General features: G+C 57.8%; 13 protein-coding genes. 7 read left to right on the top strand and 6 right to left on the bottom strand.

The annotated features are described in order from the left end of the window. Positions 1 to 66 precede the first annotated feature (66 nt). Positions 67 to 846: a sulfite exporter TauE/SafE family protein gene (locus tag AC5FXY_RS13950; RefSeq protein ID WP_493557301.1), complete on the top strand. Its 780-nt coding sequence runs from the start codon at positions 67 to 69 to the stop codon at positions 844 to 846. 287 nt (positions 847 to 1,133) lie between these two features. On the opposite strand, the gene AC5FXY_RS13945 is transcribed toward AC5FXY_RS13950, so the two are convergent. After that, positions 1,134 to 1,601, bottom strand: a complete 468-nt coding sequence (locus AC5FXY_RS13945; RefSeq protein WP_493557300.1) for a hypothetical protein — start codon at positions 1,599 to 1,601, stop codon at positions 1,134 to 1,136. 180 nt (positions 1,602 to 1,781) lie between these two features. On the opposite strand from AC5FXY_RS13945, the gene AC5FXY_RS13940 reads away from it, so the two are divergent. Next, positions 1,782 to 2,831: an SDR family NAD(P)-dependent oxidoreductase gene (locus AC5FXY_RS13940; RefSeq protein WP_493557299.1), complete on the top strand. Its 1,050-nt coding sequence runs from the start codon at positions 1,782 to 1,784 to the stop codon at positions 2,829 to 2,831. A gap of 390 nt (positions 2,832 to 3,221) precedes the next feature. Further along, positions 3,222 to 3,956, top strand: coding sequence for a phenylalanine 4-monooxygenase (gene phhA, locus AC5FXY_RS13935; RefSeq protein ID WP_493557298.1), 735 nt, complete (start codon positions 3,222 to 3,224; stop codon positions 3,954 to 3,956). A gap of 417 nt (positions 3,957 to 4,373) precedes the next feature. On the opposite strand, the gene AC5FXY_RS13930 is transcribed toward phhA, so the two are convergent. Then, a complete protein-coding gene (locus AC5FXY_RS13930) occupies positions 4,374 to 5,453 on the bottom strand; it encodes a zinc-binding metallopeptidase family protein (protein WP_493557297.1) in 1,080 nt (359 codons plus the stop codon). A gap of 473 nt (positions 5,454 to 5,926) precedes the next feature. On the opposite strand from AC5FXY_RS13930, the gene AC5FXY_RS13925 reads away from it, so the two are divergent. The 3 genes from AC5FXY_RS13925 (at position 5,927) to AC5FXY_RS13915 (ending at position 9,406) form a co-directional block, all read left to right on the top strand. After that, complete coding sequence (locus tag AC5FXY_RS13925; protein WP_493557296.1) at positions 5,927 to 7,378, top strand: circularly permuted type 2 ATP-grasp protein; 1,452 nt, start codon at positions 5,927 to 5,929, stop codon at positions 7,376 to 7,378. A gap of 92 nt (positions 7,379 to 7,470) precedes the next feature. Beyond that, the gene (locus tag AC5FXY_RS13920; RefSeq protein WP_493557295.1) at positions 7,471 to 8,406 is read left to right on the top strand and encodes an alpha-E domain-containing protein; all 936 of its coding nucleotides are present in this window, start codon (positions 7,471 to 7,473) and stop codon (positions 8,404 to 8,406) included. 10 nt (positions 8,407 to 8,416) lie between these two features. Continuing rightward, complete coding sequence (locus tag AC5FXY_RS13915; protein WP_493557294.1) at positions 8,417 to 9,406, top strand: transglutaminase family protein; 990 nt, start codon at positions 8,417 to 8,419, stop codon at positions 9,404 to 9,406. Between the two features lie 244 nt (positions 9,407 to 9,650). Here the strand turns inward: AC5FXY_RS13915 and AC5FXY_RS13910 are convergent, their stop codons facing one another. The 4 genes from AC5FXY_RS13910 to AC5FXY_RS13895 form a co-directional block, all read right to left on the bottom strand. Next, complete coding sequence (locus AC5FXY_RS13910; protein ID WP_493557293.1) at positions 9,651 to 10,151, bottom strand: lipocalin-like domain-containing protein; 501 nt, start codon at positions 10,149 to 10,151, stop codon at positions 9,651 to 9,653. Positions 10,152 to 10,445: 294 nt separating this feature from the next. Next, positions 10,446 to 11,264 (bottom strand): DNA-formamidopyrimidine glycosylase, encoded by an 819-nt coding sequence (mutM, locus tag AC5FXY_RS13905; RefSeq protein ID WP_493557292.1) that lies wholly within the window; start codon positions 11,262 to 11,264, stop codon positions 10,446 to 10,448. 248 nt (positions 11,265 to 11,512) lie between these two features. Then, a complete protein-coding gene (locus tag AC5FXY_RS13900) occupies positions 11,513 to 12,409 on the bottom strand; it encodes a PhzF family phenazine biosynthesis protein (RefSeq protein WP_493557291.1) in 897 nt (298 codons plus the stop codon). Positions 12,410 to 12,561: 152 nt separating this feature from the next. After that, positions 12,562 to 13,443, bottom strand: a complete 882-nt coding sequence (locus tag AC5FXY_RS13895; RefSeq protein ID WP_493557290.1) for a M48 family metalloprotease — start codon at positions 13,441 to 13,443, stop codon at positions 12,562 to 12,564. 221 nt (positions 13,444 to 13,664) lie between these two features. On the opposite strand from AC5FXY_RS13895, the gene AC5FXY_RS13890 reads away from it, so the two are divergent. Further along, a complete protein-coding gene (locus AC5FXY_RS13890) occupies positions 13,665 to 15,746 on the top strand; it encodes a T9SS type A sorting domain-containing protein (protein WP_493557289.1) in 2,082 nt (693 codons plus the stop codon). Positions 15,747 to 15,751: the final 5 nt, after the last annotated feature.

The following is a 15,751-nucleotide window of genomic DNA, read 5'->3' as shown; positions in this document are numbered from 1 at the left end:
CCCAAAACCAGCGCCCGGCCCGAAGGTTGGCAGGAGGCAACCGACCGCAGTACCTTTGCGGCCTTTATGGAGTATCTCGACGCGACGCTGGCGCTGCTGTGCGCCTTCGCTTTTCTGGCCGGATTCGTGGATTCTATCGTGGGCGGCGGCGGCCTGATTCAGCTGCCGGCCATGCTGCTTTTGCTGAAGGGCGTGCCGGTACCCACGGTGCTGGGCACGGGCAAAGTATCGTCGGTGGCGGGCACGGCGGCGGCGCTGCGCCGCTACGCCGGGCAGGTGCCCATCCGGTGGAAGGCCGTGGGCGGAGCCGCTATTACGGCCGGGGTATTTTCGTTTCTGGGTGCCCGCGTGGTGAGTCTGCTGCCCTCGGAGCTGCTGCGGCCGCTGGTGCTTGGGCTGCTGGTGGTTATTGCCATCTATACCTTTTGGCGCAAGGATTTCGGTGCCATTCACGCGCCGCGTTTGTCCGACCAGCGCGAGCAACTGTACGGCGTGCTGGTGGGCATGCTCATCGGCTTCTACGACGGCTTTTTCGGCCCCGGTACGGGTAGCTTTTTGCTGTTCGCCTTTGTAGGGCTGTTCGGGTATAATTTCCTGAGCGCCTCGGCTTCAGCTAAGGTGGTGAACGTGGCGACCAACCTCACGGCGCTAGGGTATTTTGCTTATACCGGCCAAATTCTCTGGACGGTAGCCGTGCCCATGGCGGTGTGCAATATGATCGGCTCAACGCTCGGGGCCCGCATGGCCCTGAAGCGGGGCGTAGGCTTCGTGCGGGTGCTGTTCTTGGTGGTAGTCGGCGGCATTATCGTAAAGCTGGGAGCTGATACGTTCGACTTGCACCTGTAACCGCGAGCCGCCAATGTGCTTGCCCCCAAAACGTCCGAGCCCCGGCGCAGTGCTGCGCCGGGGCTCGTTGTGTTAGTGTTGGATTAGGAATGAAGGATGCGGGAAAGCCATTCAGGTTACGTCATCCTGACGAAGGAAGGACCTTACCGCGCTGGAACAGTAATCGTAACTGCGTTTCGTTCAGCCGTAGACAGGTCCTTCGCTAAGCTCAGGATGACAGACGGAAGGGATAAAAGCCTGTTTTTTAAACTACTCCGACTTTCGTCCAATGGCCCTAATCCAAATTCCTACTCCTCGCCGCGCATGCCCGGCACAGCGTTGCCCTGGTTGCCTTGCACGTTCGGAATGCCCATCTTCTTTTCGCGGGCCTTCTGGTATTTATCGAACTGCGCCAGCGTAAGCACATCCTTGAGCTGCGCCATGCGTGCCTGCCCGATTTCTTCTACCAGGTAGTTCATTTTCCGCAGATCGGTGCGGTACTGAAAGCGGGCGGTTTCCACATCGCGCACGCTGCGCAGGTTAATCTGGCGGACTTTTTCCTCCTGCTGCGGGCTCAGGCCCAGGGCCTGCTTTAGGTTCAGCGTCAGCGCATCGGCTTGGGCCTGAATTTTGGCCTCATCGAGCTTCGGTGCTGGGGGCGTCGACTGGGTAGCAGTGGCGGGTTTGCTTTTGGCGCTGCTCGTCTGAGCCCAGGCGCTGGGCGCTGCTATCAGTAATAGACTGACCAGCAAGAGGGATTTAGGGAGAATGTTCATGTTTGGAAATCAGCAATGACGCCCTACAATATGGGCGCTAGGCAGAAGCGTGCACGAAAATAGCGTGCCAGAGTGCTTCGTGCTGCCTCAACGCATTTAGCAGTCGGATTATTCCCGCTCCTTCCAGCATTTCACCTCTTGCCCGCAACCTTTCCCCCAGCTATCCAATATAGCTGAAGCATGAAGCAGCAGTCTCGCAATACATGGTTGAAGGCCGCCGGCATTGGCGCGGCCGTGGCCGCCGCCGCCCTGTGGGCCAATCGGCGCGGCTCGTATGACTTACGCGGCCGCGTAGTCCTCATCACCGGTGGTTCGCGCGGCCTGGGCCTCGTGCTGGCCCGTCAGGCCGTAGCCGAAGGCGCCCGCGTTGCCATTTGTGCCCGCGACGCCGCCGAACTGGACCGCGCCCGGCAAGAGCTGGCTACCGACGGCGCTGAGGTGCTCACCCTCGTGCGCGACCTGAGCGACGAAAGCGCCGTGCGTTCGATGATCGAGGAAGTCAAGAGCCAACTCGGCCCCATTGATGTACTCATCAACAATGCCGGCATCATCACCGGCGGCCCACTCGAGCACATGGATACCCGCGACTATCAAGAGTCGATGGACATTCACTTCTGGGCCCCGCTGCACGCCATGTACGCCGTGCTGCCTGATATGCAGCGCCGCCGCGAGGGCCGTATCATCAATATTGCCTCGGTGGGAGGGAAGGTAGCGGTGCCTCACTTGGCGCCTTACTGCGCCAGCAAATTTGCCTTGGTGGGCTTGTCAGAAGTATTTCGATCTGAGCTGCAGCGCTACGGCGTGTACGTTACCACCGTATGCCCAGGCCTGATGCGCACGGGTTCGCCCCGGCAAGCCATTGTGAAAGGGCAGCACCTGTTGGAGTTTGCCTGGTTTATGGTGGCCGATTCGTTGCCGGCTCTCACCGTAAGTGCCGATTACGCCGCCCGGCAGATCTGGGGTGCCGCCCGGCGCGGCGATGCGGAGCTGATCCTAGGCCTGCCCGCCAAAATTATTTCTCGTCTGCACGGCATTGCTCCCAGCACCCTCGCCGATCTGATGGGCCTCCTGAACCGCACCCTGCCCGATGCTACCGGCCCAGCTGGCAACGAGCGCCGCCGCGGTTTCGAGAGCGAATCGGCGGTGACCAAATCCTGGCTGACTACGCTTACCCGCAAAGCCGAACGCGAAAATAACGAGCTGGGAAATCATGACCCGTACCCGGCGTAGTCGGCTGTGGCGGTCCGTGTCACATGGTGCCAGTCTTAAGGCTGCCTAAGCAGTTTTGAGGCTTTCTAGACGCTACTGCCAATCGGCAAAGTCCGGTTTGACTTAAGTGGTTTGGTGGGGGCTTAGTAGCTCTTGGTGTTAAATTATTGGTCGAAGCGCCGCGCTACTTTTCAGAAAATCACCATATTTGCATTATGCACCTCTTCTGCCAGTCGTACTATTATTATTACCCGACCTGCCAGCCCTCCGGCTTCGGCAACGGTCGTGTATGTACGATGGCCCCGTCGCAGACCCCCTAACGTCTCCTCAGGAACCCACTTCATACTCGCCCCACTCCGATAGCCGGAGTGGGGCTTTTTGTTTTTCACCCTACCTCAAACGTACACTAACATGAATACGCTCCAGCAACACTACGACCAGTACACTGCCGAAGACCGCCAAGTATGGCAGCTCCTGTTTGAGCGGCAACTGCAGGCCCTACCCGGGCGAGCGGCACCCGAGTTTATGGCCGGTCTGGCCCGCATCGGCTTCACCGCTGATCAGATTCCTGATTTTCGCCAAACCAACCAAGTGCTGCAACGCCTCACCGGCTGGCAGCTGGTGGCCGTACCGGGCATCGTCGACGATGCGCTATTTTTCGGCTTGCTGGCCGCCCGCAAGTTTCCCGCTACCACGTGGCTGCGTAAGCTCTCGGAGCTGGATTACCTCGAAGAGCCTGATATGTTTCATGACGTGTTCGGCCACGTGCCCTTGCTAACCAACCCCGATTTCTGTCGCTTCCTGCACCAGTTAGGCCACATCGGCACGCTGCACGCTTCTGACCCGGCTGCCGTGGAGCTCCTGGCCCGCCTGTACTGGTTTACGGTGGAGTTTGGCCTGATCCGCGACGGCGGCAGCGGCGAGTCGCGCATCTACGGGGCGGGCATTCTGTCGTCGGCTGGCGAAACGCGCTACAGCCTTGGGGAGGAGCCTACCCGGCATTCATTCAAGGTAGATGCGGTGCTTGATACTGCCTTTCGCAAAGACGTATTCCAAACGGATTACTTCGTAATTGATTCGTTGGAGCAATTGTACGCTACGCTGCCACAGGTGCAGCGCCGCTTGCGTGCAGCCGTTGTGGCATAGGGCGAGGCCGTTGTAGTGGCTTTGCATTGGATGGCTATCAGTGGAGAAAAGAGGGCCATCCAACCTGTTACGCGCCGCCCAGCTTAGGTCAGCTATAAAGCTGCACAGCCAACAAAACGGCGGGGATAGTGCTGCCATCGGGCTTTGCACTGACCGCTTAAATAGAAACCCGTCAGTTGCCTAGCTTACGAAGGCGGCTGACGGGTTTCTATTTAAACGGGTCGTACTGTTTCTCCTCAACCATGCCCGTTCAGGTTAAAAACTCCAAGGGGGCGGAACCGTCAAGCCCGGCCGCATAGGCAGGAAAGCGGCCACAACGGTGCGATGATAAGGCGGGCGCAGGCCGGTACTGTTCGCGCGACTGGCTGCCTAACGTGGCTTGGTTAATACAGCCGAGTCCTTAGTTTGCGTGGCAACCTATGATTTGGCCTGAGCCGCTTGGCGGCATACGTTATGAATGAACGTCAGCTTCTCAATTACTGCTGAGGGGATGACGAAGGGATACAAATCGTGCAAGCCCATGCTGCGGTTAAGGCTGTTCAGGGCTAGGGACAGAGGCAGCCACTGGTCCATAATGGCTTCGAAATCGTCCAGTTGATAAGGGTCAGTGGTGATGGCCGCTGTCAGTTCGTCGTTCACCCCACCCGCCTGAGGATTTACTCGGATGCCAAATGCGAAGGCCGTCTGCAACGTATCGACAATGTGTAGGTAATGCGCCCAGCTTTCGGCCCAGTCCTCCCACGGGTGCATGGTGGCGTAAGAGCTGATGAAGTGCTGATTCCAATCGGCAGGAGCGCCTTGGTCATAGTGCTTCTGGAGTGCTTCGCCGTAATCGGCCCGTTCATCCCCAAACAGCCGGCGGAACTCATCGATGTGGGGCGAATCGGCAACAAGCCGGTCGAAATAATAATGACCCACTTCGTGCCGAAAGTGCCCCAGCACGGTGCGGTACACCTCGTCCATGTTGCGGCGGGCCATTTCCCGCTCGATGTCGTCAGCTTCCGCAATGTTGATGGTAATAAGCCCGTTGTCGTGGCCGGTCATTACCTTTTCGCCCTTGGGCTTCTGTTCGCTGGCCAAGAAGTCGAAGGCCAGGCCGGTGTCGGCGTTTTCGGCTTTGCTGACGATGGGCAGGCCCAGCTGCAGCAGGCTAAATACCAGCCGATGCTTGGCTTTTTCGAGGTTCTGCCAGCGTTCCAGGTGGTTGGGCTCGTCGAGCTTGGGAATGGTTTGGTTCAGGCTGCAAGCAAGGCAAAGCTCCTCGTTGCTCTCGGCTGGCAGCAGCCAGTTGCAGGCTTGGTGGGCGTGGTTGGCACAGTATTTCAAGGTTGCCCCATCTGGCTGCCCGCACTGGGCGAAGCTTTGCGCGTCACGCTTCAGCAGCGACACTACCTGCTGCTGAGCTGGCTCAAACCCCAAGGGGTTTTTGCACCGTTCGCACGAGACGTTCTCGAAGTAGACCATCTGTCCGCAGTTTTCGCAAGTGAAGAGCTTCATAAGCAGTTGGATAGAGGAGAGTGGTCGATAATTGCAAAGCGGTTCTGGTAAGGCACATCAAACGGGTAATGCCTGCTTAAGTTGGAAAATCCGTCGGCTTTTTGACCTTGCTGTACAACTACGCATGGCAGACGAATAGCTGGGTATAATTACATTGCGGTCAATGGGTATTAATCGCGCCCCCTGATACTTGGGTTCAGTATTGTTCGCAAAAAATTTAGCTTCTAATCAGAGCCAAGGGTAACAAAATATGCCTCTTAGGGCACGTAGAAGCTACGCGGGCTTCTTACTAAGGTAGAATATAATCAATTATAGGAATGGTTTTTACTAACTGAGTATTAGCTTTTACGCCTGATCATGCTGATGAGGTATTATTAAAATACAACTTAACTAGTAGATAAGCGTAGGTAAGGGCACCAGGCAACAATGTGAGAGTGTGGTTGATGTTGCCTGGCTTGGCCATTACCTCAAGTATGAAAGAAAACTCCTTGCTGCAAACCTATCGGGAGCAGCCCAACATCTGGGACGAGATGTTTCACGCGGAGCAGATTCGCCCGGAGTATCAAAAGTTTGTCGCCGCCATCGAGAACCTGCCCAGCACGGAGATGACGCGCAAGGATGAACAGGCCAAAAAGCTGTTCATGAGTCAGGGCATCACGTTTACTGTCTACAGCAGCGGCGAGGGCATCGAGAAAATCTTTCCGTTCGATATCATTCCGCGCATCATTCAGTATGAGGAGTGGCAGCACATCGAGGCGGGAATCAAGCAGCGGCTGCGGGCGCTGAACATCTTCCTGAAGGATATCTACCACGAGCAGTTCATCATTAAGGACGGCCTCATTCCGGCGTCCTTGATTTACTCTTGCCCCCAGTTCCTGCGCGAAATGATGAACGTGCAGGTGCCGTACGACATCTACACGCACGTGGCCGGCGTGGACCTGATCCGCGACGCCGACGGGCAGTTCTACGTGCTGGAAGACAACCTGCGCACGCCGTCCGGGGTGTCGTACATGCTCGAAAACCGCAACATCACCTCGCGCATCTTTCCCGATCTGCTGCCCAAGAACAACGTGCAGCCGGTCAAAAGCTACCCCGATCTACTGTTCCGCAACTTACTGGCCCTGGGTAGTAACCAAGCCAACGACCCGACCGTGGTGCTGCTGTCGCCTGGTATCTACAACTCGGCGTATTTCGAGCACGCCACGCTGGCGCGCCTGATGGGCATTGAACTGGTGGAAAGCGGCGACCTGGTGGTGCACAACCACCACGTGTTTATGAAAACCACCAAGGGCTTAAAGCAGGTGGACGTAATTTACCGACGCGTCGACGACGAATTCATGGACCCGCTGGTGTTCCGGCCCGATAGCATGTTGGGCGTGCCGGGCATTTACGCGGCTCACCGCAAAGGCAATGTGGCTATCGTCAATGCCATGGGCAATGGCGTGGCCGATGACAAGGCGGTGTATTCCTATGTGCCGCAGATGATTCGGTATTACCTCAACGAGGAGCCGATTCTGAAAACGGTGCCTACTTACCAAATGAGCGACCCTGACCAGCGCCAAATGGTATTTGAGAGCATGGACAAAATGGTGATTAAGCGCACCAACGAATCGGGTGGGTACGGCATGCTCATCGGCAGCAGTGCTACTGCGGAGCAAATGCAGGCTTTCCGGCAGGCCATTACCGAAGACCCGCGCAGTTACATTGCCCAGCCCATCATCAGCCTATCATCCACACCCTGCTACCTCAACGGGGTGCTGCAGCCCCGCCGCGTCGACCTGCGGCCTTATGCCCTCTACGGCCCTTCGGGCATCGACATCGTGCCGGGCGGCCTTACGCGGGTGGCGTTGCAGGAGGGGTCGTTGGTGGTAAACTCCTCACAGGGCGGCGGCAGCAAAGATACTTGGGTGCTGGGGCCAGAATAAGAGCTCGGCAGCACCCGCGCCTCAGTTATGCCGCGGGGTTGTCGTTAAGTTCTGTTGCTCATCCATTCCCGTTTTCTTTCTTTTTTTCTTTCATGCTAAGTCGCGTTGCCGATACTATTTACTGGCTGGCCCGCTACATGGAGCGGACGCAAGCCATGTTGCAAGTCATTCGCATCCATTACCAGGCCTCCCAAGACAACCCACAGGATTTCAGCTGGCGCCCGCTGCTGTATAGCTACGGCAGCCTTAAGCTGGATGAGCTGGCCACGACCGAACGGGACACTGCCCGGGTGCTGGATCGGCTGATTCTCGATAAGAACAACATCACCTCGGCCTATAATAATGTACTGCAGGCGCGCGAAAACGCCCGCGCCGTGCAGGATCATATTACGCAGGAGGTGTGGCAGTGCCTGAACGACTTTTACCACGCCATCCGCGGCGGGGAAATCACGCAGCAAATCCAGTACGGCGACCCGCTGTCGGGTATCGATGGGCTCATGCGCAACGGCCTGGTGTTTAGCGGCGCCGTGCAGAACACCATGCCCCGCGACGAAAGCTTCGGTTACCTGAGCTTGGGCAGGCTGTTGGAGCGTGCCGTGCAAACCACGGATATCGTGCGCATCAAATGGTTGAGCATTGCTGAAAAGGCGCCCGGCGGCCGGGAAGTAGCCGAGCTGCGCTATCTGCTGCACTCCTTGTTTGGGCAGGAGCTTTACTTCAGAAAATACCGCGGCAATTTCAACCAGGAAAGCGTGCTGCAGTTTGTGCTGCACGATTCGCACTTCACCCATTCCCTGTCGGCGTGCCTGGCGCGCCTGCACTGGTATTTCGAGCGGCTCAAAACCGATAGCCTGCCCGATAACCACGCCGAACTGGACTTCATGATTGGGCGGCTGAGCAGCCAGGTGAAGTACAGCAGCGTGCCGGCCCGTAAGCCCGAGCAGCTAAACGAGTTTCTGCTGGAAACCCGCAAGACGCTGCTTGACATAGCCGGGGCTTTGGGCAAAAACTATTTCGGAAGAAGCTAACCGCACGCCAATGCCTTCCTATACCATCAAGCACATCACGCGCTACACCTACGCCTCCGAGGTCATCGACTGCGCCAATCAGATCATGCTCTATCCCCTCGAGGACGAGCGACTGGAGGTGATTCGGCACGAGGTATCCGTCGTTCACGATTCCGGTGTGCGGCAGCCCACCTCCATTTGCAACTACGCCGACTACTTTGGCAATACAGTAGGGGTATTCACCGTGCTGGCGCCGCACACCGTACTAGTTATCGAATCGGAGAAGGACGTCGTAACCCGGCCGATCCTGTTTCCTATGGATGAGCAGCCCGCTGAGCATCAGTGGCAGCACTTGCATAGCCTGAAGCAGGCGCCAGCCTTTATCGATTTTCTGGTGCAGGAGGATTTTCCGTCCGCGCAGGAAGTGCAACAGACGCTAGGCCAGATCATCGACTACACCGATAAGCCCCTGAAAAACGCGCTGGTGCTGTCGGAATACGTTTTCGATACGTTCCAGTACCGCACGGGCGTTACGAACGTCGAAACCCCCGCCGAGGATATCTGGCGGCTAAAGGCGGGGGTGTGTCAGGATTTCGCCCACATACTGCTGACCTTGCTGCGCATGGTAGGCATTCCGGCGCGCTACGTAAGCGGCTACGTGTGCCCCCAAAAAGAAGAAGTACGGGGAACAGGGGCCACGCATGCCTGGGTGGAGGCGTATATTCCCTTTTACGGCTGGCTAGGCCTCGACCCCACCAACAACTGCATCGTCAACGACGGGCACGTGCGCGTGGCAATTGGCCGCAACTTCCCGGACTGCACGCCGGTGAAAGGCACTTACAAAGGCAGCGGCAGCCACAAACTGGAGGTGGCAGTACACATCGAAAGCCGCCAGTCAAGCGAAACCAAGGCCCCGCCGCTAGTCCCAATGCATGCCTACGAGGTGCCGGACCCCGAAATGTCCGCAAACTCTTACCGTAACCACTTGGAACTGCAACAGCAGCAACAGCAGCAGCAATAACGCACGATAGGCTCAGCGGCTTGGTATGCAACGCAGGTGCCGCAACAGGAGGGGAGCAATACAGCCAGGAGCCACCTGCTTGCCAATCCTGCTGACGTTCGTGCCCTGCCGTCTGTCATGTAGGTGCCGCTCGTAAGTCTACCCAGCCTCAGCTTTTCTACCAACCAAAACGCCCGGCCGCAGCAGCGGTCGGGCGTTACCCATTGGGTGGAGACAACGGGACTTTGGAAATCGGTGCGCTGTCTTAGTGAGTGAAGGTGCTCACGTAGGTTACTGCGGTCGGGCCTTCGCCGTCCGTCAGTTTCAGACGCAGGGTGTTTGCCGAAAGCTCTTCCACGGTGTACTGACGCTGGTAGTCAGGCAGCGTGACGGTCAGGGTCTTGGCATCTTCGCTGAGCGCGAACGTGCCTGACTTCTGCTGTGCAGCTTCGGGGTTTACTTTGGTGGCGCCTTCGTCGAGCACGTAGCGACCATCGGTGGTGAATTGCGTGAGGTTGTCACGCAGGGTGGGCTTGAGGCGAGCGTACATGCTCACGGTTACAGCCTCGGCGGCGCCAGCTTCTTGGCTGGTGGTCGTCAGGTCTGTCATGTGCCACTGACCACCGGCTAGCAGTTGCTGAGGCGTTTGCTGGGCTTGGGCTTCGGCGCGAGCCGAAGGCTGGGGTACTGCTTCTAATTCTTTCTCACACGATGCCAGGCTGGTAACAGCCAGTGCCAAGCTCAGGTAAACGGGCAACTTCTTCATGAAGAGGGGTTAAGAGTGTGGTGGAGAGATTTCGTTGATTTCTGTTCGTAAGCTTCTGACTTCAGGCACTTTCCAACTTCTCGCTTCGAGCAGGTTTCTAGACCTTTCTTGCCGTCGACAATGCTAAACTAGAAACTATAATTCAGACTTTCACGGAAAAAGTCAATAATTCTAACATTATGTTTTTAAAGTCCAATACAATTTGATATTGTACTTTATTACGTTGATATAATGCAAAAGCCGCTGCTATATCATATAGAGCGGCTTTTGCTTATCGTCAAGTAGGAAAGATACTTATGCAGGCGTATTCTGGCAAACCGGACAGAAATACGTAGCACGGCCTCCGACATATTTTTTTACAATTGCGCTTTTATCGACGGGGCAGTACTTAAAAGCGTCGGAGCCGGCCACAGGATAGGAATCCCATTCGCGGGCGTGAATCAGGAAAGACGTCGGAAACTGCTGGTACCGGGCTTCCTGCTCGATGGCGGTGCTCAGCACCACTTGAATAGCTGAGTGCAGGCGTTCCACTTCCTCCGGGCTTAATGAGTTGGAGTGCCGCTCCGGGTGCAGCTTGGCTTGAAACAGCACCTCATCCACAATCCAGTTGCCCAGGCCCGCCGTCAGGCGTTGATCGAGCAGTTGGGGTTTGAGCAAGGTCTTCTTACGGGACAAGGCCGTCTTGAGCTCCATAGGACTCAGATCTAGGGCATCAGGGCCGAGCTTTTTTTCGTGGCGGTACTCGGTCACGCTTTTGGCTAGTCGAATACGCCCAAACTTGCGCGGGTCAATAAAGGCAATTCGTAGGCCCTCTTCTAGGTGCAGCGCCACGCGGGTAAAGCGCGGACGGTCGTGTTCGTCGCGGTAAGCCCCCACGTCTCCGGTCATGCCAAAATGCAGCACCAGCACCTGGCCCGATGAAAGCTCCAGAAAGCAATTCTTACCCAGGCGGCGCGTACCGGTGACGGTGGCCCCCGCCACCGCCCGCCGCAGTGCATCCTCGCCGATGGGAAGCACCTTGGTATCCAACACGTCCACGCCCACAATGGTCTGGCCCAGCATCAACTCATCCAGAAACCGCCGGTAGGTTTCGACTTCGGGTAGTTCAGGCATCTTTATAAGTAGTTGTCATCGACGAGCTGGTGGTCAACGTAACCACCAGTTGTTCGCCCCAAGCACTACCATTTTCCAGCAGGAAGTGTTCCTCATAAGCTCGTCAGGGATGTTGGGGCTGGTGCTATCAATTAAAGTCCGGTCAATGACATGCTGAAGCGAGGTGCTGCAGCATATACAAGTCATAGAACCGCCCCAACAGAGCAACATCCAATCTTGCCTACTTGCAGGCCACCATGCTATGTCTGTTAAAGCTCTAAGGTGCCTTCTACCAGAACTACCGCCGAACCGCTGATTTGCACGGTTTCGATTGCCGCCCGTTCGCCAAGTATGCGCACCTGCACGTTGCCGGGGCGTCCCATCCAGTGGCCTTGCTCAGCGGTAAATTCGGGCACGGTTAGGTAATCATAGTGCCAGAGGTAAGCCGCCATGGCGCCTGTGGCGGAACCAGTCACGGGGTCTTCCATAATATCGGGTGGGGTACCGAAGTGGCGGGCAAAGGTGCGACCAGCACTGGTAGCGCCGGTCAGGCAAAACAGGTGCGGGCTGAAGAAGTCGCTGGCCGAGCGGTAGCGGCTGTATTCTTCCGGCTTTGGTGCTTGGGCGCGGCGTAGGGCGTCGTGGTCGCGTAGCAGCACCATCAGCTGGGGCGTGCCGGTACTCACCGTCTGTATGGGCGCGCCGGGCAGCACATCGTCGGGGTTGAGGCCAAACAAAGGCATGACTACGGCCGGATCGTGCACGGCTCCGAATACCGGGCGGCGCTGGGTCATCGTGACCAGCAGCGGCTGGGTGGGCGTAGCAGGCGTCACGTCCACGTTGATCGGACCGTCGCGCAGCTCGAAGCGCAAAGCGGCTGGCCCGCCCAGCAACGATACGTGCCCGGCGTGAACCAAAGCCGCAGCGGTAGCAATGGTGGGATGGCCGGCCAAGGGAATCTCCTCGGCTGGTGTGAAATAGCGCACCGCTACGTCGGCCATGGATGAGCGTCGCACGAAAGCAGTTTCAGACTGATTGAATTCCCGGGCTAGTTGCTGCATGGTTTCCGCCGATAGGTCATCAGCATTGAGCACTACGGCGCAGGGGTTGCCCCCCATGGCCTTGGTAGTGAAAGCATCGACGAGCAGGAAGGGGTAGGAAGGCATATAAAGTCAATGGGCGATGAATAAGCGCAAAGAACGAAGTTTGGCGTTGAGGTAGACGGCCCGATTATTCAAACCCGCCTCGGGCCAGCGCGCAAGCATAAAAAAGGCCAACTCCCGAGTAGGAAGCTGGCCTTGATAGCAAATGGGTATAACTAAGAAAGATCCGACAAACGGCCAATCTGTTGGCCTTCGGTGTTGAAGATACCGCCCTGCGCGCTGACGTACAGGCGGCGCTGTTGCGCGTCGATTAGTATAAAAGGAAAATCGGCGCTGCTGGAGCGGGTCAGGCGGCCTACTACCTCGGCCGTGCGCTCCTCGTGGTCGAGGCGCACTACGCTCAGGCTCTTAGTGAGATAAAGCGGCTCATCGGGGCTGCTGCGGAAAATTAGCTTGCCCACAAAGCTAAGCGCCGAGGAGTTGGCGGTAGCTGCCGAAGCGGCTGGGCGCGGCGTCACTGCTACCGGCTGGGCCGAGGGCGCCGAGGTACGGGCGCTGGCTACAATCTGCTGGTTGGCCTGCTGCCAGCCGCGTCCAATGGCCGTCAAGCGGGTAGGGCGACCCGGGTGCGTGGGCGAATCGTAATCCTGCGCTATAACAGCCATAGCCGTTTGGGCTTCGGCCAAGCTGGCACCCATCTTCCGCAGCACAAAGCCCGAAAATTCATCGGCTTCCAGCTCATCGGCTGGATTGGAGCCGCCGGCTTTCAGGGTGTGCCCATTGAGGTGGTGGCCCATCTCGTGCGCCAGAATGCTAATTCCAGCCCAGTCGGTACGGCCGGCACGGTTTACTGTCGCCACGAAGTTGGGGTTATATAGTAGGTAACGCTTGCCGCCGTATACCACGGCAGCGGCATTTTCTACTTGGGTAGTGGCGCGCAGTTCAAAGCGCGGCTTCAGGCCCACGACCTCCGTAATCTCACGCAGCACGTCGCGCTGCGGTGCCGGTTGGGCAGCCGTGGCTGTGCCGCCCGTCAGTACCCCCCACGTGAGGAGGCAACTGGCTAGTATGCGGCGAAAGATGCGGTTATGATTCATGAAAAAGTCCTTTTAGCCTAGGCCTGCTAGTGCAATTTTGCTGCCAATTTTTAACTGGCTGTTGGGTTGTCAGGCTCCATGTTAGTAACGTCAAAAGCGTAAGGTTTCGTTTATGGGAAACTGAAAAAGTTGATTTTTGGAATCAATAGACGGCTTTCGTTGTTCGCCGCAGACCCGAGGCCGCCGATTGGGTCGTCCCGGACAAGTGCAAAGACGGTTCTATGATTCGACCCCAACCACTCGCCCTTATCCTGCTGCTTTGCGGCCTCTTCACTCAGGCTGCCCAAGCGCAGGAGACCTGCATGCTGGAGCCTATTGCCCTGAGACGCCGCGCTGCCGAGGCCACGCTCATTGTGGAAGCACGCGTGAGTGGGCAGCGCGCCGTAGCCGATGCGGCTGGTCGCATCTTTACCGTCAATCAACTTGATGTATATAAGGTGTTCAGCGGAGCAGTGCCCACTGGAAACCTCCAGGTGGCTGAGCCCGGTGGCACGCTCGGCGCGCAGCGCCAGGAAGTAAGCGGCACGGCTGGCCTGACAGTGGGACAGCAAGGCATGTTCTTTCTGGAACTTGACCCTTCCGGGCCCGACCGCGCCGCTTACCGCCTTTACGCCGGCCCGCAGGGCTTCGTGCGTTACGACGCCACCGACCATAGCGCTGCCGAACCTTTCGGCCGTTACCGCTCCATTGAAAATGAGCTTTATCCGGCCGTAGAGCGTGGTACGGGTAAGCGTCACCGCGAAGTACAAACCAATCAACTGCTGGAATCGGCGGTGGCTGACCAGGCGCGCGGCACTGCCGCTCCGGTGGTTAGCAGCTTTGCTCCGGCCGCGCTTTCCTCCGGAATCGGAGCTGTACTAACGATAAATGGCTCTGATTTTGGAGCTACTCAAGGGAGTGGCCGCGTAGAATTTCCAAACGCCGACGCCGGCGGCAGCTCGTACGTGGCGGCTAACGCTGCTGATTACGTGTCGTGGACCAATACCCAGATTCAGGTGCGGGTGCCGTCGCGGGCTAATGGGGGCGGAGCCGGCTCAGGAACGTTCAGGGTAGTAGTCGACGCTGGAACCACGGCATCGAGTCCTTCGCCGCTGTCGGTGGTGTACGCTTACTCCAATATCGGTTCGGTGCCCAGCCGCTCGCGGCTCATCAACGACGATACCCAAGGGGGCTACACGTTGCAGTACGATGCCGGGTTCGCCGCCAACGACGATGCCAAAAGTGCCTTTCAGCGTGCCCTAAGCACCTGGACGGCGGCCACGCAAATGAACTGGCGAATCGGCACCACTACCAGCATCAGCGCTGCCGCCAGTGACGGGGTAAATGTGGTGCGTTTTGATGTAGGAACCGAATTGCCAGCAGGCGTGCTTGGGCGCACTACTTCTTACTACACAGGTTGCAGCAGCGCAGGTGTCACTTATTGGGCAGTGGGCGAGATGGATTTTGTGTTCAACGACGGCACCAACTGGAACCTATCCACTACGGCACCGACCTCCAGCCAGTACGACTTCGAAAGCGTAGCCCTGCACGAGGCCGGCCACGCCCACCAGTTAGGCCACATTATTCGGCCTGGCGCGGTGATGCACTACGCCATTGCCAATGGACAACGCTCGCGCGTGCTAAGCACCGATAGCGACATTACTGGCGGCAAAAGCGTCATCGATTTCAGCTTGAGTGGCTCGAACCCCTGCAACTTCTCTTTGCTACGGTTACTGAATACGAGCACCCCACTACCCGTGGAGCTAATCAGTCTTACGGCCCGTTACGAGCCTGGCCTGGCGGGCGCGCGCATCAACTGGGCTACCGCCAGCGAATTGCGCAGCGACTATTTCGCCGTGCAAGCCACTGATGATGTGACTAGCAGTAACACCTGGCGGGAGGTTGCCCGCGTGGCTGCGGCCGGTCAGAGCACCACGCGCCGCAGCTATGAAGCCACCGATGCTCGCTCCCTGGGCGCCGGGCAAGTACGCTACTACAGGCTGCGGCAGGTAGATACCGATGGCGCTGAGCACTTCACTGATGCCATTCCCGTTACGGGCCTTGCGTCGGCTACCGATCTGCAGGCTTTCCCTAATCCTGCGTCGGATGTGCTGCAAGTACGCGGCCCGCTAACAGAGAAGGCCACCAGTGTGCATATCACCTTGGTTGATGCCGCCGGCCGGCTGGTACGGGAGTTGCGTCTGCCTGCAGCCTCTGGCTCCGTAGAGGTGCCGGTGACCGAACTGCGTAATGGCGTATACATTCTGCAGTGGCAGGCTGAAGGCGGTTCTGTTCTGCGCCGCCGGGTTCTGGTGCAGCATTAATAGCC

The organism is Hymenobacter sp. FMD4, assembly GCF_058932745.1.
The sequence above is the reverse complement of the archived record's forward strand: the minus strand, read 5'-3'. Positions and strand labels throughout refer to the sequence as shown.